The sequence below is a fragment of the Cellulosimicrobium sp. KWT-B genome, assembly GCF_002127155.1.
GTDB classification, from domain to species: domain Bacteria; phylum Actinomycetota; class Actinomycetes; order Actinomycetales; family Cellulomonadaceae; genus Cellulosimicrobium; species Cellulosimicrobium funkei.
The window spans coordinates 1222576-1242015 of sequence record NZ_NEDO01000001.1 but is presented as its reverse complement, the minus strand read 5'-3'; the positions used below and the strand labels follow the sequence as shown (position 1 = coordinate 1242015).

Annotated in this window: 12 protein-coding genes; 8 read left to right on the top strand and 4 right to left on the bottom strand. The window is 77.0% G+C overall.

The genetic code is table 11. The features are described from left to right. Window positions 1–62: 62 nt before the first annotated feature. The gene (locus tag B9L22_RS05375; protein ID WP_086149457.1) at window positions 63–1337 is read right to left on the bottom strand and encodes an amidohydrolase; all 1275 of its coding nucleotides are present in this window, start codon (window positions 1335–1337) and stop codon (window positions 63–65) included. Between the two features lie 542 nt (window positions 1338–1879). On the opposite strand from B9L22_RS05375, the gene B9L22_RS05370 reads away from it, so the two are divergent. The 8 genes from B9L22_RS05370 (at window position 1880) to B9L22_RS05335 (ending at window position 8304) form a co-directional block, all read left to right on the top strand. Beyond that, a complete protein-coding gene (locus tag B9L22_RS05370) occupies window positions 1880–2083 on the top strand; it encodes a cold-shock protein (protein WP_034655341.1) in 204 nt (67 codons plus the stop codon). 184 nt (window positions 2084–2267) lie between these two features. Further along, on the top strand, window positions 2268–2954 hold the full coding sequence (locus tag B9L22_RS05365; RefSeq protein ID WP_198947202.1) for a Pr6Pr family membrane protein: 687 nt from the start codon (window positions 2268–2270) through the stop codon (window positions 2952–2954). A gap of 10 nt (window positions 2955–2964) precedes the next feature. Continuing rightward, on the top strand, window positions 2965–3636 hold the full coding sequence (locus tag B9L22_RS05360; RefSeq protein WP_143317078.1) for a hypothetical protein: 672 nt from the start codon (window positions 2965–2967) through the stop codon (window positions 3634–3636). 89 nt (window positions 3637–3725) lie between these two features. Continuing rightward, entirely contained in the window at window positions 3726–4433 is a 708-nt protein-coding gene (locus B9L22_RS05355) for a copper resistance CopC family protein (protein WP_086149455.1), read from the top strand. 88 nt (window positions 4434–4521) lie between these two features. Further along, complete coding sequence (locus B9L22_RS05350; protein ID WP_137279932.1) at window positions 4522–5058, top strand: hypothetical protein; 537 nt, start codon at window positions 4522–4524, stop codon at window positions 5056–5058. A gap of 181 nt (window positions 5059–5239) precedes the next feature. Beyond that, window positions 5240–5974: a YcnI family protein gene (locus B9L22_RS05345; RefSeq protein ID WP_086149454.1), complete on the top strand. Its 735-nt coding sequence runs from the start codon at window positions 5240–5242 to the stop codon at window positions 5972–5974. A 3-nt stretch (window positions 5975–5977) separates the two neighbouring features. Then, a complete protein-coding gene (locus B9L22_RS05340) occupies window positions 5978–7690 on the top strand; it encodes a copper resistance protein CopC (protein ID WP_086149453.1) in 1713 nt (570 codons plus the stop codon). After that, the gene (locus B9L22_RS05335; protein WP_086149452.1) at window positions 7687–8304 is read left to right on the top strand and encodes a DUF1775 domain-containing protein; all 618 of its coding nucleotides are present in this window, start codon (window positions 7687–7689) and stop codon (window positions 8302–8304) included. Before B9L22_RS05340 ends, B9L22_RS05335 begins: the two co-directional genes overlap by 4 nt. 27 nt (window positions 8305–8331) lie before the next feature. Here the strand turns inward: B9L22_RS05335 and B9L22_RS05330 are convergent, their stop codons facing one another. From B9L22_RS05330 to B9L22_RS05320, 3 genes are all read right to left on the bottom strand, one after another. After that, window positions 8332–10239, bottom strand: coding sequence for a sigma-70 family RNA polymerase sigma factor (locus B9L22_RS05330; RefSeq protein ID WP_086149451.1), 1908 nt, complete (start codon window positions 10237–10239; stop codon window positions 8332–8334). A 167-nt stretch (window positions 10240–10406) separates the two neighbouring features. Then, window positions 10407–17747 (bottom strand): DUF5979 domain-containing protein, encoded by a 7341-nt coding sequence (locus B9L22_RS19925; protein ID WP_086149450.1) that lies wholly within the window; start codon window positions 17745–17747, stop codon window positions 10407–10409. A gap of 326 nt (window positions 17748–18073) precedes the next feature. Further along, window positions 18074–19294: a GTP-binding protein gene (locus tag B9L22_RS05320; protein ID WP_086149449.1), complete on the bottom strand. Its 1221-nt coding sequence runs from the start codon at window positions 19292–19294 to the stop codon at window positions 18074–18076. Window positions 19295–19440: the final 146 nt, after the last annotated feature.

Below are 19440 nucleotides of genomic sequence, written 5' to 3'. Positions count from 1 at the left end.
GGCGCGACGGCCCTCGGGGGAACGCTAGCGACGCCGCGCGCGACCGGCGAGCGGGGCCGGCGTCAGGCCCGGAAGCGCTCGCCGCGCTCGACGACGCGGCCTGCGCCGCGCCCGTCGGCCGCCGCCGCGTCCCACGTGTAGACCTCGGTGCCGGTGATGAGCACGTGCTCCGCGCGCGACGTCACGTCGAGCGGGTCGCCCGACCACACGACGACGTCCCCGTCGAGGCCCGGCGCGAGCGCGCCGACGCGGTCGTCGAGACCGAGGAAGGCCGCGGGGTTCACGGTGAGGGCGCGCAGCGCGGTGTCGCGGTCGAGGCCCTCCTTGACCGCGAGCGACGCCTGGTGCACGAGGAAGTTGATCGGCACGACGGGGTGGTCGGTCGTGATGGCGACGCGCACGCCCGCGCGGGCGAGCGCCCCGAGGTTCGCGATGTCGCGGTTGCGCAGCTCGATCTTCGAGCGCGAGGTGAACAGCGGGCCGAAGATCACCGGCACGTCGCGCTCGGCGAGGACGTCCGCGACGGCCGCGCCGTCGGTGCCGTGGTTGACGACGAGCCGGTAGCCGAACTCGTCCGCGAGGCGCAGCGCGGTCGCGATGTCGTCGGCGCGGTGCGTGTGCTGGTCCCAGTACAGCTCGCCCGCGAGGACGCGCGCGAGGGTCTCCTTCGCGAGGTCGCGGTCGAACGGCTCGCCCTTCGCCTCGGCCGCGTCGCGCCGCGCGGCGTAGTTCTGCGCGTCGACGAACGCGGCGCGGATGACCTTCGCGACGCCGAGGCGCGTCGAGGGCGTCTTCTTCTGGTCCCCGTACACGCGCTTGGGGTTCTCGCCGAGCGCCGACTTCACGGAGACCGCCTCGCGGATCACCTGCTCGTCGACGGTGCGACCGCCCCACGTCTTGATCGCGACGGTCTGCCCGCCGATGGGGTTGCCCGAGCCCGGCTTCACGACGGCGCTCGTCACGCCGCCGACCAGCGCGTCGCGGAAGCCCTCGTCCTCGACGTTGATCGCGTCGATCGCGCGCAGCGCCGCGCCGTTCGGGTCGGTCATCTCGTTCGTGTCGTTGCCGGCCCAGCCCTCGGCCTCCTCCATGACGCCCATGTGGGCGTGCGCCTCGACGAAGCCGGGCAGCACCCAGCGGCCGCGCGCGTCGAGGGTCGGGACGCCGTCGGGCACGACGACGTCCGCGCCGACCGCGGTGATGACCCCGTCCTCGACGAGGACGGTCCCGTTCTCGATCGGGTCGGACGCGACGGGCACGACGAAGCCGTTGACGACGGCGACGCTGCGGCGCGCGGTGCGAGGGGCGGTGCGGGCGGGGGTGGAGGAGGTCGTCATGCCCCCATCATCGCCCGGGGCGACCACTCGTCTCACGCCGTCGTGTAGCCTGAAGGCTGCGCCCAGGTCGCGAGCAGGGTCTCGCGACGATCTTCGGTCCTCGGCATCGAAGCACGACCGCGGGCGCCGGGCAGCAGACGCTGCCGACGACGATCTCCGCCCACGAGCGCGGAGCGAGAGCAGAGAAACGCATCACTTCTTCCACCATCCTTGATCGCCCGGCGACCGCTCCTGCGGCCGCGGGCACGCCCGGACCAGACCTCGTGCTGCGCCGTGCCGACGACGACCTGTGGGTCGCGACGGCCGACGGCGAGTACGCCGGGATGGTCACCCGACGCCCGGACGGCTTCCACGTCCACGACCGCTTCACGCGGCCCGTGACCGTCGTCGCCGCCCTGGAGCACGCGCGGCGCCATCTGAGCGCCCCGCCCGGTCGCCCTGCGGGCTCCCGCCGCGACCACACCCCGAACCGCCGACGCCCTGCAGGGCGCGGCACCCGGACCCGCGCACGTGGGCCGGTCGTCTCGACGAAGGAAAACACCATGGCTACAGGCACCGTGAAGTGGTTCAACGCGGAGAAGGGCTTCGGCTTCATCGCCCCCTCCGACGGCACCGCGGACGTGTTCGCCCACTACAGCGAGATCCAGTCGAGCGGCTACCGCTCGCTCGAGGAGAACCAGAGCGTCTCCTTCGACGTCACGCAGGGCCCCAAGGGCCCGCAGGCGACGAACATCCAGGCACTCTGATCCCGCACCCGCCCGGCGCCTCGCGCCGGCGCGGGTGACGATCTCCACCGGAGGGCCGCGCCTCGTGCGCGGCCCTTCGGCGTGCCCGGACCCCGACGCGCGCGGCGGTGCCCGACGGCGGTCGTGCCCCGGCCGCGGGGACTAGGCTCTCGACCGGAGCCACACCGCGCGCGAAGGAGCCCGCATGCACGTCGTCGTCGGACTGTTCCGGCTGTTCCTCGTCGTCCTCGCCCTCGTCGGGACGCGCGCGATCTGGCGCGACGGGGACATCGAGGGCCTCGTCTACTTCACGAACCAGACGGGCTTCCTCATCGCGGTCGTCTTCGCCTGGGCGGGCGTCGCGTCCCTCCTGCGCCGCCCGCAGCCGCCGGGGTGGCTGAAGGGCGGGGTGACGCTGTTCGCCGCGATCACCGGCCTCGTGTCGTGGCTCGTGCTCGCGCCCGAGGACCCGGGCGCGCCCGCCGTCTTCCTCGGGCTCACCGACGGCCAGATCGAGCACGAGGTGCTCCCGCTCGCCGTGGTCGCCGACTTCCTCCTGCTGGACGCGCACCGGCGCCTGCGCGGCCTCGACGCCGCGCGCTGGCTCCTGTACCCGCTCGCGTACTTCGCGTTCACGACGGTCCGCGGGTTCGTCAGCCCGGGCAGCGAGTACCCGTACGGGTTCGTCGACCTCGACGCGCTCGGCTGGACCGGGCTGCTCGTCAACGTCGTGCTCTACGGGGCGGGGTTCCTCGTGCTCGGGCTCGTGATCGTCGGGATCGACCGGCTCCTGCCGACCGGACCCGCGATCGGCCGGTACGCGGAGCGCCGGCCCGCCCCGGCCCCCGCGTCGCAGCGGTCCCGGGCCGAGGGCGTGGACACCTCGCGCTAGGGTGGCCGTCGTGCCCTCCCCGGTCGTCGGTCCGCTGCGCGTCGCCCGCGCCGCGCTCGTGGCGACCCTCGTGCTCGCGCTGACGGCGCTCGCGCACCGCGCCGCCGGAGGCGCTCTCCCGGACCCGCTGGTCCTCGCGGCGCTCGCCGCGTTCACGCTCGCCGGCACGACGGCGGCCGCCCGCCTGCGCTTCACGCCCGCCCGGCTCGTCGTGCTCCTCGGGGGTGCGCAGCTCGCGCTCCACCAGGCGCTCACCGTCCTGACCCCGGGGTCGTGCCACGCCGTCGGCGGGGGAGCCGGGCACGCTGCGCACCTCGCGGCGTCGTCGGGCGCGGTCGTGTGCGCGGTGCCGTCGGCCGACGGCGCGGTGTCCCCGCTGCACCCGGAGCACCTCGCGGCGTCGGGCACGTGGATGGTCGCCGCGCACGCCGCCGCGACGGTCGTGCTCGCCCTCGTGCTGGCGCACGGCGAGCGGGCGCTCGAGCGGTTCCTCACGTGGGTGACCCCGCGCGGCGCGCTCCCGCTCCCGGCCCGCGCGACGGTCCCCGGCCGCCGTGGCGTCGTCCTCGCGCGCCCGGTGCGCGTCGTCGGCGTGTGGCGGTCGCTCCGGGCCCCGACGCGCGGACCGCCGCGGGCGCACGGTCCGTCGGGAGCACTGCTGCGCCCCCTCGCCGCGCACTGACGCGGCACCCGACGAGGCCGACCCGGCGACGACCGGGCCCCGGGGCACCACCGTGCGGCCACCGGCCGCGCCTCGGACGGAAGAACCTCATGACCCTCTCCCTGCGCCGACCGCTGTCGGCCCTGCCCACCCTGCTCGCCCTTCTCGCCGCCGCGGCCCTGACGCTCGGCCTCACCGCGACGGTCACGACGCTCACGGCCGGCCCGGCGTCCGCGCACGACCGGCTCCTCACCTCCGACCCGGCCGACGGCGCACAGCTCGAGGCCCCGCCCGCGGCGATCACGCTGACCTTCAACACCGAGCCGCTCCCCGTCGAGCCGCAGGTCGTCGTCTCCGACTCGGCCGGCACGGTCGTCACGCAGGGTGCGCCCACGATCGACGGCAGCACCGCGACCTTCGCGATCGACCCGGCCGTCGCGCTCGGCGGCGACACGTACACCGTCGCGTGGCGGGTCGTCTCGTCCGACGGGCACCCGATCGAGGGCACGTTCGCGTTCGCCGTCGCGGCCCAGCCGGAGGCGCCCGCGACGGACGACCCCGCGACGGACACGGCGACGCCGGAGGAGACCGCGACCGAGGAGCCGACGACCGGCACCACGACCGAGCCCTCCGCGACCACGACGACCGACGCCGCCGAGACCGCGGACGACGGCACCTCGTCGCTGCTGCCGGTGCTCGTGGGGCTCGGCGCGCTCGTCGTCGCCGCGGCGGTCGTCGTCGTGGTCGTGCTGCGCCGTCGGGGCCCCGGCCCGGACGCCGGCACCGACGACGGCGCCCCGCACGACCCGCAGGGCTGACCGTGCCGGCGCACGCCGCCCTCTCCCGCGCGGAGAGGGCGGCGCCGGCCCCTGCCGCCGGGGCCCCTTCTCCCGCTAGGGTGCGTCCGTGACGTCGCCCGGAGCAGGGGTGCTCCGCGGCGTGCGGGTGCTGCTGCTCGCCGCCGCGGTCGTCGGGCTGTCCGTCGTCGCGCACGGCCTCGCCGGGGGCACCGACCCCGGGGCGGTCCCGCTCGGGGTCCTCGCGGTCCTCACCGCCGTCGCCGTGCGACCCCTCACCCGGCGCGAGGTCGGGCTGCCGCGGCTGCTCGGCCTGCTCGGCGCGGGCCAGCTCGTGCTGCACGTCGTCTTCGACCGCTGCGCCGCGCTGTCCCCGGCCGACGCGGCCGCGCACGCGCACTCCTCCTCGCCGCTCGCGATGCTCGGCGCGCACGCCGTCGCGACGCTCGCCGTCGCGCTCGTGCTGCGGTACGGCGACGCCGTGCTGTGGCGCCTGTGGACGTGGCTCGCGGGACGCCGGGTGCCCGGCCGCCCGCGGCCCGTCGTCGTCCTCGCGGCCCCTCCCGCCGTCGGCGCGCTGCCGACGGTGCGCGACCTGCTCGTGCGCGGCGCCGCGCCCGGGCGCGGGCCGCCCCTTCCCGCCTGACCTCTCCCGGACGCCCCCGCGGACGCCGTCGCCCGACGACGTCCGCGGCGTCCCGCTCCCGCGCGCCTGCGCAACCGCCCACCCGCCGCCGGCCGGCTCCGCCGACCCGTGGCGCGGCGCGCCGTCGTGCCCGCCGGAGCAGCGTCCCCTCTCCCCGCACCTCTCCCCGAAAGGCACCACCATGCGAAAGACCCTGCGCGCCGTCGGCGCCGCCGCACTGACCACCGGGCTCGTCGTGACCGGCGCGGCCGCCGCGTCCGCCCACGTCACCGTCACCCCCGACACGACCGAGGCGGGCTCCTACGCGCTCCTGACGTTCGGCGTCCCGCACGGCTGCGGCGACTCCCCGACGACGAAGGTCTCCGTCCAGGTCCCCGAGCAGGTCGTCACCGTGACCCCCACGGTCAACCCCGGCTGGGACGTCGAGAAGGTCATGGAGGACCTCGCCGAGCCCGTCGACGACGGGCACGGCGGCCAGTACACCGAGCGCGTCGCGGAGGTCGTGTACACCGCGAAGGCACCGCTGCCCGACGGCTACCGCGACGCGTTCGTGCTGTCGCTCAAGCTGCCCGACGCGGCGGGCGAGACGCTCGTCTTCCCGACCGTCCAGGAGTGCGCCGAGGGCGAGAGCGCCTGGGTGCAGGTCCCGGCCGACGGCGAGGACGGCGAGGAGCTCGACCTGCCCGCCCCGCTGTTCGAGCTGACGGCCGCGACCGGCGGCGACGCGCACGGCACCCAGGACGCCGCGGCGGACGCGACCGCCGAGCCGGCCGCCGCGGACGGCGAGGCGACGGAGGCCGCCGCGAGCACGTCGAGCGGCCCGGCCCCCGCGGTCACGTGGACGGCGCTCGTCCTCGCGGCGGCCGGCCTCGTGCTCGGGCTGCTCGGGTTCGTGCGCTCGCGCCCGCGGGCCTGACCCGTGGGCCGCCCCCTGGCGCTGCGCCGGGCGGTGGCCGTCGTCGTCGGTGCCGCGGCCGCGGTCCTGCTCGCGATCCTCGCGAGCGGCCCGGCCGCGGCCCACGCCGTCCTCGTGGGCACCGACCCGCAGGACGGCACCGTCCTCGACGCGCCGCCCGACGCGCTGACCCTCACCTTCAACGAGCCCGTCCAGGTCGTCCCCGGCGCCACGACCGTCCTCGCGGCCGACGGCACCCCCGTCGAGGTGGACGTCGCCGCGGTCGACGACGCGCTCGTCGTCACGCCCGGCACGACCCTCGGCGACGGCACCTACGTCGTCAGCTGGCGCGTCGTGTCGCTCGACACGCACCCCGTGGCGGGGGCATTCACGTTCTCCGTCGGCGCGCCGAGCACGACCGCGGTCGAGGCGCGCGTGGCCGAGCCGACGGCGGCGCTCGTCGCCGTCCGGGCGCTCGACCAGGCCGCCGTCTACGCCGGGACGTTCCTCGTGGCGGGGCTCGTCGCGTTCGAGCTCCTCGTGCTGCACGTCTCGCCCGGCGCGGCCCCCGTGCTGCGGCGGCGGGTCCAGCGCGTCCGGCGCGGAGCGCTCGGCGTCGCGGCCGTCGGGACCGTGCTCGCGGTCCCGCTCACGCCCGCCTGGCAGGCGGGCGGCGGGCTGGGCGCGCTCGCGGACCCGGCGACGTGGTCCGCGGGCCTCGCCTCCGACACCACCGTGGCGGGCGCGCTCGGGCTCGCGGGGCTCGTCGCCGCGACGCTGCTCGCGCCCCGGGCCGCGCGCGAGACCCGGGCCGCGTGGCCCGCGGGCACGGTGCTCGGCGCCGCCGCGCTCGCGCTGGGATCGCTGGTGCTCGTGGGCCACACGCGGACCTTCGGGCCGCCGTGGCTCGTCGTCACGGCGGACGCGCTGCACGTCGCGGCGGGGGCGGTGTGGCTCGGAGGCGTCGTCGGGCTCGCGCTCGTGCTCGCGCCGTCCGCCCACGTGGACGCCCGCCGCGCGGGCGTGACCGTGGCGCGGTTCTCCGCGCTCGGCGCGTGGGTCGTCCTCGCGCTCGCGGTCACCGGGACCGTCCTCGGGTGGCGCATCCTCGGCACCCTCGACGTGCTCGTCTCGACGACGTACGGCCGGACGCTGCTCGTCAAGGTCGGCGTCGCGCTCGTGCTCGTCGGCATCGCGGCGTGGAACCGGTACCGGCTCGTCCTCGAGGTCGCCGGGCCCGGAGGTGCCGGTGCGGCGGGCGGCACGACCGCGACGACCGCGCGCCGTCGGCTCGGCCGGACCGTCGCGGTCGAGGCCGCGCTGCTCGTGCTCGTGCTCGCCGCGACGGGCGTGCTCGTCTCGCGCAGCCCGGTCGTCCCGGCGGCGCCGTCCGCGCAGGACGCCGCGACCTCCGGCGTCGAGGTGGTCGAGGAGCTCGGGGACGGCACGCTCCGCGCGCGCGTCACACCGGGGCGCGTGGGCGTCAACGCGCTCGAGATCGAGCTGCTCGACGCCGACGGAGCGCCGTTCGAGCCCGTCGCGGTGCCCGAGCTGGCCACGACGCTCGCCGACCCGGCGCTCGGCCCGTTCTCGCGCCCGCTCACGCGCACCGGGCCGGGCGCGTACGAGGCGACGCTCGACCTGCCGATGCCCGGCTCCTGGACGCTCGAGGTGAGCGTGCGGACGTCCAAGTACGAGAACCCGATCGTCCGCATCCCCCTGGAGGTGACCTCATGACCCCCGACCGACGGCCGCCCGGGCCGCACCGCGGCGCGCGCGCCCTCCTCGCCCTGGCCGCCGCCGGGGCGCTCGCCCTGCTCACGGCCACGCCCGCGGCCGCGCACGTGCTCATCGAGACGGTCGAGCCGCGCGGCGACGGCACGTCGCGGCTCACGTTCACGTTCGACCACGGGTGCGACGGCGAGCCCACCGACGCCCTGCGCGTCACCCTGCCCGCGGGCGTCGAGGCGCTGGACGCGGGCCAGCCGGCCGGCTGGACCGCCGAGGTGACGGACGACGCCGTCGCGTGGGCCGGCGAGGCCGTGCCCGACGGCGAGCGCGCGGCCTTCACGCTCGACGTCCGCGTGACGGGCGAGCCCGGGCAGGCGTTCGTCTTCCCGACGGTGCAGGAGTGCCCGTCGGGGGCGTCGTACGCGTGGACGGACACCGACCCGGCGGGCGCCCGTCCGGCACCCACGTTCGTCGCGACGGCGGCGTCGCTCGCCCCCGCGCCCGTCGTGGCGGGCGCGTCCCCGACGCCGACCGGCCCGCTCGTCGGGGCGGTCGTGCTCGGGGCGGGCGTCGTCGGCGTCGCGGGCGGGGCGTGGTCCCGCCGGCGCGTGCGGGGGTGACCTCCGCAGCCGTCGCGGGTCCCGCGCTCAGGGGCCCGCGACGGTGAAGCCGACGCTCACGGTCGGCCCGAACCCGGCGGCGTCCGACGCCGGCTCGACGAACCGGATCCCGAACGTGTGCGGTCCCGGGGCGAGGCCGCGCACCTGGCGCACCGCGGGCTCGTCGCCGAGCTCATGGAGGTTGCCGGTCGAAGCCCCGTCGACGAAGGCCTCGACGACCAGGCCCGCGGTGCCGGCGAAGGTCACGAGGACGGAGAAGCGCGGGTCCTCCCACGGCGCGGTCTCGCGCGCGCCGAGGACCGTCTCGCCGGGGCCCGGTGACAGCACGCGCGGGAGGTTGAACACGTAGGGGCCGAGCGGCGCGGCGGCGGCGGAGACGACGCCGTCGACGTCCTGGACGACGTCGAGCACGTGCTCCCCGGTGGCGCCGAGCCCGGTCGCGACGAGCGCCCAGCGGCCGTCGGCGGCGACGGTCGTCGTGCCGACGACCGCTCCCGCCGCGTCGAGCGCCCGCACGCGCGCCCCGGGCTCCCCGGTGCCGCGCAGGGCGGGGTAGACGGTGAGCGTCCCGGCCGGGGGCGCCTCGTCGACGACGGGTGCCGGAGGCGCCGGTTCCTCGGGCCCGGGCTCTTCGGGCGCGGGTTCCTCCGGACCGGGCTGCTCGGGCTCCGGCGGGGTCGGCACGGCGGGCTCGACCGACGGCGGGCCCGGCTCGGGCACGGTCTCGCCGGCTCCGGGCGCGTCCTGCTCGTCCGGACGGGAGACGGGCGGGGCGTCGACGCCCGCGGCGGGCGGCTCGGGGCGGTCGCCCGCCCCGGCGGGGGCGTCCGGCTCGGTCGCGACCGGCACGTCGTCCGCGTCGTTCTCCGCCGGGTCGCCGTCCGGCAGGACGGGGAGCGGCGCGGCGAGACCGGGAGCGGACGACGGCTGCCCGGCCGCTGCGGAAGGCGGCTCGGCGGCGGACCACGGCCGCGCCACGGCCAGCACGCCGACGACGGCCGCCACGACCACCGCGGCGAGCGCGCCGACCAGGACACCGGGGACCGCGGCCCCCGCGGCGGCGGTCCCGGGCCCGGCGCCGGACGCCGCCCCGGCGCCCCCAGCCCCGGTCGTGCCGGTCGCCGGGCCCGTCGCCGTGGCGGGCGCGGAGGTCGTCGCCGCGAGCGCGCCCGTCGCGGCGTCGACCGCGGCCGGGACGCCGAGGACGAGCGGCAGGAGGACGATGCGCAGGCGCGAGGCGACGTCGTCGACCTCCTCCGCGAGGATCGAGCACGACAGGCACCCGGTGAGGTGCTCCTCGACGCGGTCCTGCGCGGCGCGCGACAGCGACCCGCGCGCGCGGTCGCCCAGGCGCTCGACCGTCCAGCGGCACTCGGGGGCCACCGCGTCGCTGCTCACGTGGGCCTGGAGCCACTCGCGGCGCAGGCCCTCGCGGGCGCGGTAGGAGAGCGCGGCGGTCGCGCCCGCCGAGAGCCCGAGCAGCGGTGCCGCCTCGCGCGGCTCCATCCCCTCGACCTCGGTGTACCAGAGCACGGCCTGCCACCGCTCCGGCAGGCGGCGGAACGCGCGGACCGTCACCGAGCGCTCGAGGACCTCGGTCGACAGGTCGCGCGGGTCGACGACCTCGGGCACGTCCTCGACGGGCGTCGGGTCCGGCGTGCGGGCCCAGCTCGCCGCGACGCTGCGCAGCGTCGTGTAGAGGTAGGGCCGGAACGGGCCGGTCGGCCCGTGGCCGGACTGCAGCGCGCCGAGCACGCGCAGGTACGCCTCCTGGACGAGGTCGTCCGGGTCGTACGTCGCCGTGAGGCGGCGGGCCGCCGCGCGCCCGGCGTCCGCGTGCCGCTCCCAGAGCACGGCGAACGCCTCCGCGCGGCCCGCGCGCACCGCGTCGGCGAGCTGCTCGTCGCCGAGCTCCGTCAGGTCCTGCGTGTGCACGCCGCTCCCGTCCCGGCCGCCTCCGTCCGGCGGCCCTCAGGGAGGAAGACGCTCCCGGGCCGGGATCATGACGCGGTTCCAGGCGTGAGGTTCATGCAGCCCGCGGTCCCGGAGCGGGAGACGGCTCGGCCCCGGACCGCGTGGCGGTCCGGGGCCGAGCGGCCGCGTCAGGCGACGGGGCCCCGGCGTCGTCGTGCGAGCACGAGCGCCGCGCCGCCGAGGGCGAGGAGCAGCGCGAGCGCGGCCACCGCCCCGAGACGTGCCCCCGTCGTCGCCAGCCCGTTCCCGGCGCCGTCCGTCGTGCCGCCGGGCGTCCCGGCGGGCGCGTCGAACGTGTTCGTCACGACGACCGCCGCACCCGGCCGGACCGTGAGGTCCGCCGACGCTCCGTCGACCGTCGTCCCGGGCTCGCCCGGCGTGGTGACCGCGACCTGCGTGGCCGCGGCCCCGCCGGTCGCCGACTCCTCGACGGCGCAGGACGCGTCGACCGGGAGGTCGGCGTACGTGACCGTCTCGTCCGCGCCGAGGTGGCGCACGCCGCCCCCGGGCACGTCGAGGGCGACCGACTCGCCGTCGACCTCGCGCGTGCAGACCAGGCGGACCGTGAACGGCCCCTCGGCGCCCGGCGCGTCCGTCGCGCCCTCGACCCGCTTGGTGACGCCCACCGACGCCACGTCGAACGTGTTCGTCAGCGTCACGACGGCGGGCTCGTCGCCGCCCACCACGACGGCGCCGTCCGCGCTGATGGCGGTGGCGGTCGCCCCGCCCGTGCGCGTCTCGGTCACGACGCACCCCGCCCCGACGGGCAGGTCGCGCACGGCGGCGCGGTAGCCGCCGGCGGCCGTCAGGGCCAGGCGGCCCTCGGCCGGGAGCGCGAGGGTGCGCGTGTCGCCGTCGACGTCCCAGGTGCACACGGCCTGGGCCTCGAACGGGCCGGCGCCCCAGAGCTCGGCGCCCGCGCCCTCGACGGTCTTGACGACCTCGAGGTCCGCGACGTCGAACGTGTTGGTCGCCGTGACGACCGCCTCGGGAACCGTCCCCGCCTCGGCGGGACCGTCCACGACGACCCGCCCGTCGGCCGGGGCGAGCGCCGAGCGCGTCGCCCCGCCCGCCGTCGTCTCCTCGACGACGCACTCCGTCCCGGCGACGAACGTCCCGAAGGTCCGGCTGCCGCCCGCGTCGAGGTCGAACGACTCCTCCAGCACCGTGCGTCCGTCCCGCGTGCAGACGATGTCGAACCCGAACGGCCCGACGCCGTACGCGGCGGCGCCCGCCCCGTCGACCTCCTTGGTCACGCGGACGACGCCCGCGTCGTACCCGTTGTGGACGACGACCTCGGCAGGGGTCGTGCCGACGAGCACGTCCGCGCTCCCGTCCCCGTGGTCGGTCACGCCGTCGCCCGTGACGACGACGCGCTGCGGCGCGTCCGTGGTCGTCTCGGTGACGACGCACGTGGCGCGTGCCGGGATCGTGCCCTCCGGCGCGGTGAACGTCTCCCCGGCCCCGATCGTGAACCGCAGCTCGGTCGAGCCGGCGGCGTCGAACGTGACGGGCGCGCCGGTGGCCGCCGTGCAGACGAGCGTGAAGTCGAACGGCCCCAGCTCCTCCTGCGTGGCCTCGGTGTCGACCTGCTTGGTGACGGACAGGCCCGAGAACGCGTAGTCGTTGCCGACCGTGACGACCTGGGTGGCCGGCACGTCGGACTCCGGGGACGTCGTGACGTCGATCGCGACAGTCGCCGGCGAACCGGTGCGCGTCGTCTCGCCGTGCTCGCCGAGGGCGCCGCCCTCGGACACGGTGCACTCCGTCCCCACCGGGAGGCCGTCGACGCGGGCCGTGAGCCCGCCCTCGACGGTCAGGGAGAGCCGTGCCGCGTCACCGAGGTCGAGCGTCACGCCGTCGACGGCGCACACGACGTCGACCGGGTAGGCGCCGGGCGCGTAGCCCGCGGCGTCGCCGGTGACCTGCTTGTCGACGCGGAGGGCGCCCGTCGGGAGGGCGACGCCGACCTGGCTCGGCGCGAACCGCTCGAACGTCGTCTCGCCCGTGTAGCGCCACTTGACGCCGAACTGGTTCCACGCCACGTCCGGGCCCGACGGGGCGACGGGCGCGACCCCGCCCGGCGTCGCGTCGGACGCCATGCGGTTGACCGTCGAGTAGGTCACGTCGACGACCTCACCGCTGTCGAGGCGTCCGCTCGCGGTCGTGCGGAAGTCGAGCGAGACGCGCAGGCCCGTCACGGCGGACCAGTCGGTCGCGTCGTCGGCGGGGGCCCACGTCTCGCCGTTCTGCTCGCACACCGCCTGCGTCGTGAGGTCGCGCCACGTGCCCGCGCAGACGTCCGCGCTCGTCGTCACCTCGACGACGGCGGTCGTGCCGTCGGGTGCCGTGAGCCCCGGCATGCCGGTGAGGACGGGGCGGTAGGTCGACCCGCGCGACGCGCCGGTCAGGAGCATGCGGTCGCCCGCGGTGGGGAGCTGCTCGAACAGGACCATCTCCTCGACCGGGGTCGTGCCCGCGTTGACGACGTGCAGGAGCCAGTCGTCCGTCCCGCCGACGACGCTGTTCGCGACGCACGGCGTGCGGTACCAGGCGCCGCCGGCCGCCTCGAGCGTCGGACGGCACGCGGTGCCCGGGGCGGACGGGTTCGTCGCACCGTCCACCGCGCCCCGCACGCCCTTGACGCTGTAGAGGTTCGGCCCGTCGACGGGGGCGACGAAGTCCGTCGTCCCGCACGTGCGCGGGTCGCTGCCCCAGGCCGGGGTCGTCGCGGCACCGTCGAGACCCGAGCAGGTGTCGAGCGCCTCGTCGGTCCGTACCGTCATCTGGTTCGTCGCGCGCTGGCCCGAGGCGAGCCCCGGCTGGAGCTCGAGGAACAGCCGCACGCGGAACGTCTCGCCCGGCGCCATGACGCGGCCGTCCTCGGGCCACGTGAGGACCAGGTCTCGCCCGTCGACGGCGAGCGCGACGTCCGTGGACAGCAGCCCGCCCTCGGACGTCGCGTACGACGGCGCCGGGTCGCCCGGGTGCACGAGCGTGGTCGGCAGGGTGTCGCGCAGCTCGGTGAGCGTGAGGTAGCCCGTGCCCGTGTTGGTGAACGACAGGTCCCACGGGACGGCTGCGCCGACCGAGACCGTCCGGCTCCCCTCGTTGGCGACCTTGCGGACCGCGAGCTCGCGCGTCCCGGGAGACAGGGAGACGGTCGCGCTCGTGCTGCGCTCGGCCGACGCCTCGCCGTCCAGGCGTTCGCTGCGCACCGTCACGGTGTTGTCGACGGACCCGTCCAGGACGACCGGGTCGCCCGAGGACCGGGCGGTGTCGCGCAGCACGACCGTGAACGCGGCCCGCGCGTCCCAGGCCGGCGCGGGGACGTCCGGGCTGAAGAAGCCGCCGTCGGCGCGCGAGAAGGTGATGCGCACGCCCTGGACGTCGGGGTACGCCTCGGCCCCCACGGGGACCACCGGTGCGTCCACGGCAGCCGGTGCACCCTGCGCCCAGGCGAGCGCGCCGTCCGTGCCGAACGGCCCGTAGACGTCGACCGCGACGCGGTCGGCGCCGTGCGGTGCGGTGAGCGCACCGAGCCCGGTGAAGCTGAACGTGTCCCAGAACTCCGGGGACGACGCGACGTCGTCGCGCAGCCAGACCGTGGCCGGCGCGAGCGTGCTCACGGGCCGGGTGCCGGAGGACGCGCCGAGCGTGACGGTCACCGGCGTGCGGCGCGACGGCTCGGTGAGCGCCGCGGGAGACACGGACTTGGTCGGCGCCACGTCGATGTCGCCGCCCGTGAGCACGACGCGCACGTCGTCGAGGTCGCCCGTCGCCGTGCCCGGCGCGAGCACCGGGTCGGACGACTGCGCGAACGCGCGGTTCGGGACCTCGGTGGTCTGGCCCGCCCGCAGCGCGATCGGCTCGCCCGTGCTGCGCACGTGCGTGCGCAGGACCGTGTCGAGGGTGAGCGTGAGGCGGTTCGCCGCGGAGATCGTCCCCCCGGTGACCGCGGGGTCGCTGCCCTGGAACGTCACGCTCACGCCGACGACGTCGGCGAGGCGCTCGGGGCCCCACGTCACGAGGTCGGCGACCGTCGTGCGCTCGCTCGCGTGCTCGCCGTCCGCCGTGCGGTGCAGGACCCACGCCGTGCTCTCCGCGAGGTCGACCTCGTGCCCGAGGCCCGCGTCGACCAGCACGCCGGTGACGTCGTAGCGGTCGAACGCGCTCGCCGCGCCGTCGGGCGCCAGCCAGTCCACGTCGGCCGTGAACGGGTCGCCGACGGCGGCCTCGGCCGTGCCGGGCACCTCGCAGCCCGCCACGCCGCTCGCCGTCTCGGAGCACGCGGCGGGGTCGGTGATGCGGACGAAGGACGCGTGCGAGACGGACGTGCTCCGCGCCTGGATCGCGAACGTCGCCGTGGGGCGCGGCGCGTCCGAGCCCTCGCGGGGGACGTGGACGGCCTGCGTCGGGGTCACGGACTTCGTCACCGCGACGCCGGGGGCGTGGTCGACGAGCGAGACGGTCGCGGAGTCGGTGTCGCGGACGGGGTCGCCGCCCGCGGCAGGGACCGCCTCGACGCTCGCCGTGTTGACGACGCTGCCCGGGACGTCGGCGTTGAGGGCGCTCTCCTGCGTCACCCACGCACCGGTCGAGCGGGTCGTGGAGCGCACCTGCCAGTCGAGCACGAAGCGGCGGTCGCTGCTGCTCGCGGCGACGCCCGTGCCGGGCCGCGGCGCGTACGGGTCGAGCGCGGCGCCCGGCTGCCGGGCGGCCTCGCGGGCGGCGACGTCCTCCGCGAGGACGAGCCGCACGCCGGTGGCCGTGGCGCGCTGCTCGCCGGTCAGGGTGTGCCCGACGAACCGGCCGTCCTGCACCCAGCCCCCGGCCGGGGGCGCGACGGCGGTCCACGTGCCGTCGACGAAGAGCTCGACCCCGGTCACGGTGTCGTAGCGCAGGTACCAGCCGGTGCTGAAGGGCACGTCGCTCGCGTCGACCGGCGCGACGCGCACCAGGTCGAACGCGTCGAAGACGGTGCCGGCGACGTCGGCGGGGTCTCCCGCCGGGTCGCTGACCGTCACCGACGAGAAGCCCTCGCGGACGCGCCAGTCCAGCGCGGTGCTGCGCTGCTCGCCCGACTGGGACGGGACCGTGCTCTGCAGCCAGGACTTGTCGATCCCGACGGCGCCGGTGCCCTCGCGGGTGACGACGCGCGCCGTCGCCGTGTCCTCGGCGTCGTCGGTGAGCGTGGTGCCGCCGCGGGTCACGCCCTCGGCCCGCACCGTCGCCGTGTTCACGAACGCGGTCGGCTCGTCGGGCCGCGCGGTCACGTCACCGCCGGAGCGCAGCGTGCCGCGCGCCTGCGTGACGACGTACGGCGTGAAGCTCGTGTCGACGGGCAGGCCCGTGGCCGACTCGAGCACGAACCGGACGCCCGTGAGGTCCGACGGCGAGACGCCCGCGGGGAGCGCCGCAGCCAGGTCGTCCGCCGTGAGCTCCGCGAGGAACGGGCCCTCCTGGGCGGGGAACGCCGCCACGCGCAGGGCCGAGCCGTCGGGGCCGATCGCCTCCACGGTCAGCGACGCACCGGACGGCACCTGGGTCGGCGCGACTCCGGCCAGGTCGAACGCGTCCCAGAACTCGCCCGCGCCGCCGGCCCAGACGTCCTCGACGACGAACGTCCGAGGGCTGACGTACTCGGACGTCCCGACGACGCGCGCGGCGAGGCCGGCGACGACCCGCGCGCCCGGCTCGACGGCGGTGCCCGGCCGGACCGTCTTGTCGAGCGTCGCGTCGAGCGCGGGCCGGACGAGCTCGAGCGTGTCGCTCGCCTCGTCGGTCGCGGTCTGCCCGTTCGGGGCGACGACCTCGGCGCTCGCGGTGTTGCGGGTGGCGCGCGAGGCGGCGTCGCCCGCGGCGTCCTCCGTCGTGACGACGTCGAGGACGAGCGTCGCGGCGGCGCGCGGCGCGATCGCCCCGGTGAACGTCACCGCGAAGCCGGTCACGTCGGTGCCGGGGACGGCGGGCGTCTCGCCGGGGGTCAGGGTGACCGTCGTGGTGGAGCCGTCCGCGCGGTGGAGCACGAGGTCGGCGGACTCGGCGCCCTCGGGCCACGAGAACGTGCTGAAGCCGCCGAGCACGACGCCGTCGGTGAAGTAGTCGCGGTCGGTGACGGTGAGGGAGCGGACGGGGACGTCGGACGTGCTCGTCGCCGTGATGGTGGCCGTGGCCGTCTCGCCCGCGGAGATGCGGTCGGGAGTGATGTCCTTGACGACGTCGACGCCGACGGTCGCGGGCGTGACGCGGTGCTGGGCCGTCGCGGTGTCCGTCACGGGGTCACGACCCTCGGCGGTCGCGGTGGCCGTCGCGACGTTGTCGACGACGTGGGTCGCGGCCGACAGGTCGGCACCGTCCCGGTCCGTCGCGCGCTGCGTGAGGTCGAGGCGCGCCGTGGCGGTGGCGCCGGGCACGATCTCGCCGGCGTAGGTCAGCCGCAGGCCGCCGACGGCGGTCGGGTCCACGCCGGCGGGGAGGGCTGCGCCGGCGGCAGGAGTGCCCGTGACCCAGGACCACGAGCCCGCGTCGGAGCGCACGTAGGCGTCGACCTGGACGCTCGTCGCGCCCTCGGGCAGCGGGTCGGCGGCGAGCGCCGTGAGGTCGGTGAGCGCGAACGGGTTGGTCGGGTCGAGCGCGCCCGCGCCGTCGGCCGACGCCTGCGGCTCGGTGACGACGAGCGTGCCCACCGGCACGTTCGACGTGTTGGTCGCCGTGAGCGTGACCGTCGACGGCGCGCCCGCCTCGAAGGTCCGTGCCGCCGGGTCCCAGGACTTCGCGAGGTCGACGCCCGTCTCGACGGGGACGCTGAGGTGCACGGTCGCGCTCGCGCTGTCCGGTGCGGAGTTCGCCGCGGTGGTCGTGGCGGTGTTGACGATGTCCGTCTCGCCGGGCCGGGCGTCGTCGGGCACCTGGAGCGTCAGGGTCAGGGTGAACGTCGCCCCCGGCGTCAGGCCGACGCCCGCGGGCGTCTCGTCGCGGAACGCGACGTGGACGGCGGTGGCGGCGCCGACGACGGCGGGCTGGCTCACGGGCTGGCCGGCCTCGGTCCACGACACCTCGTGCACGGGACCGGTCGTGGTGCGCACGGCCTGGAGCTCGTAGCCCGCAAGCTCCGCGGGGAGCGCGTCGGTGAGGAGGGCGTCGACGCACGTCGTCTCGGAGCACGTGACCCCGACGCTGTACGTGAAGACGTCGCCGGGGGACAGGGTCTTGTGGTCGACCCGCTTGCTGACCTCGAGGTACTGCGGGTCGCCGTCCGCCGCCGTGGCGGTCGCGGCCCCGGCGAGGGCGAGGGGCGCGGCGAGCGTGACCGCGAGGGCCGCCGCCCACAGCCGTCGCCAGGTGTGTCGTCGCCTGTCGTGCCGTCGTGTGCCGAGCCGTCGCGTGCCGTGGTGCACCAGTGCGTCCTTCGTTCGGTGGTCGAGCGCGCGCCCGGCGATCTGGGCGCGCGTCCAGGAGGTCCACACGAGAGGACTCGTCCGGGCACGGGCCATGACGCGAACCCGCAGGTGAGGCGGGTCACGTCGGCGCGCGCCGGTGCGCTTCCGGTCGTACTGTGATCCACATCACTGGCAGCGCGCGTCACGAACGGGCGCTCCGGTGCTCTTGCACTGGTGGGGGACGTCGCCACGACGGGTCACGTGGCGGCACACCTGGACCGGTGGCGGTCCGCGACGAGAGCTTCGCTGGGGGGAGCTCTCGCGGCGGATCGCCACCGGTTCTCCCGTCTCCGGGGTGTCTCGCGCGCCCGGGGCCCGCCCGCGCGTCGCGGCCGCCGTGACCGTCCCCGACCTCAGACGGCGTCCGTCCGCGCCCCGAGCCAGGGCGCGAGCACGTCGGTGCGCCCCAGCCAGCGCAGCCCGCCGTCGGCCAGCTCGTCCGGCGTCGCGAGCACGTCGCGGAACGCGTCGAGGACCCGCTCGCGCACGTCCTCGCCCGGCTCGCCCTCCGGCGGCGTCGCGCCGACGACCACCACGCGGGTGTGCGGCTCGACGGGCCGCCCCTCGGCGGTGGTCGCGTCGTCCCACGTGCCGAGCGTGCCGATGCAGAGCTGGCCGCCCGCGCCGTCCCACGCGCACAGCGAGTCCGGGCGGTTCGCGACGTGGAACACCCCGCGCGACCGGACCCGCCCCGTGCCCAGGTCCTCGATGCGACGCAGCAGCCGCTCGGGGTCGAAAGGGCGGGCCGAGCGCAGCTCGACCGTCCAGCTCCGGTCGCCCGCGCGGCGCGCGTGCCGGGGGAGCGGGCCCCGCACGCCGAGCGGGTGCGCCCGGCGCTCGCCGGCTACCGGGTCGTGCGTGCGCCTCGCGAGGTCCGCGGCGGCGAGCGCGTGGAGGCCGTCGACCCGGCGGGTCCCGACGCCGCGCAGCCGGTCGACGAGCCCCGCCCCGGTCGCGGCGGCGACGGGGTCCCCGGTCGTCACGACGAGGTCGGCGTGCTCGAGCTGCGCGGCGAGCACCTCCCCGACGGCCCGCTGGTCGTCCTCCGTGAGCCCGACGCCGCGCTCGGCGACGAGGTCGTCGTCGAGCAGGTCGTGCTCGAGCGTGTCCACGTCGGCGACGGCGAGCACGGTCGCGAGGCGCAGCCGCTCGAGCTCGCCGCCGGGGGTGGTCTGCGCGGCGAGGGCGCGCACGACGGGCAGCGACTCGGCCGCCACGGGGAGCGCGAGCACGACGTGGTCCCAGCGCCCGTCGTCCGCGAGCCGCCGCAGCGTCGGGACGGCGTCCTCCCGGACCGCGCACGACAGGCACGCGTGCTCGAGCGGCACGACCTCGTCCTCGACGACGCCGCTCGCGTCGACGACGACCCGGCGCAGCGCGCCCTCGGCGGCCCGGATGTCGTGGCGGAGCGCGACGACCCGCGGTGCGCCGACGACGAGCCCGAACACCGCGCTGTCGCGCAGCACGGGGTCGATGGTCGCGAGGACGCTGAGGGCGACGCGGGTGTCGTCGGGCGAGGAGTCTGGCGAGGGGTCCGGCGACGGGTGCGGCGAGGGGTGCGACGAGAAGGGCATGAAGCGCTCCGATCCGTGGTCTGGGGCGTCCCGGGAGGCGCGGCGGCCGGCTCGGGAACAACCTGCTCCTGAGAACTGTTCTCGACAGCGGGTCAGCATAGCGTCTTGACGGGAATGATTCTCACTATCTAGTGTCGTCCCCGTCC

Excerpts from the sequence above, each read along its gene's own strand:
- B9L22_RS05375 (WP_086149457.1), bottom strand. The coding sequence starts at position 1,337 with ATGACGACCTCCTCCACCCCCGCCCGCACCGCCCCTCGCACCGCGCGC.
- B9L22_RS05370 (WP_034655341.1), top strand. The coding sequence starts at position 1,880 with ATGGCTACAGGCACCGTGAAGTGGTTCAACGCGGAGAAGGGCTTCGGC.
- B9L22_RS05365 (WP_198947202.1), top strand. The coding sequence starts at position 2,268 with ATGCACGTCGTCGTCGGACTGTTCCGGCTGTTCCTCGTCGTCCTCGCC.
- B9L22_RS05355 (WP_086149455.1), top strand. The coding sequence starts at position 3,726 with ATGACCCTCTCCCTGCGCCGACCGCTGTCGGCCCTGCCCACCCTGCTC.
- B9L22_RS05345 (WP_086149454.1), top strand. The coding sequence starts at position 5,240 with ATGCGAAAGACCCTGCGCGCCGTCGGCGCCGCCGCACTGACCACCGGG.
- B9L22_RS05335 (WP_086149452.1), top strand. The coding sequence starts at position 7,687 with ATGACCCCCGACCGACGGCCGCCCGGGCCGCACCGCGGCGCGCGCGCC.
- B9L22_RS05320 (WP_086149449.1), bottom strand. The coding sequence starts at position 19,294 with ATGCCCTTCTCGTCGCACCCCTCGCCGCACCCGTCGCCGGACCCCTCG.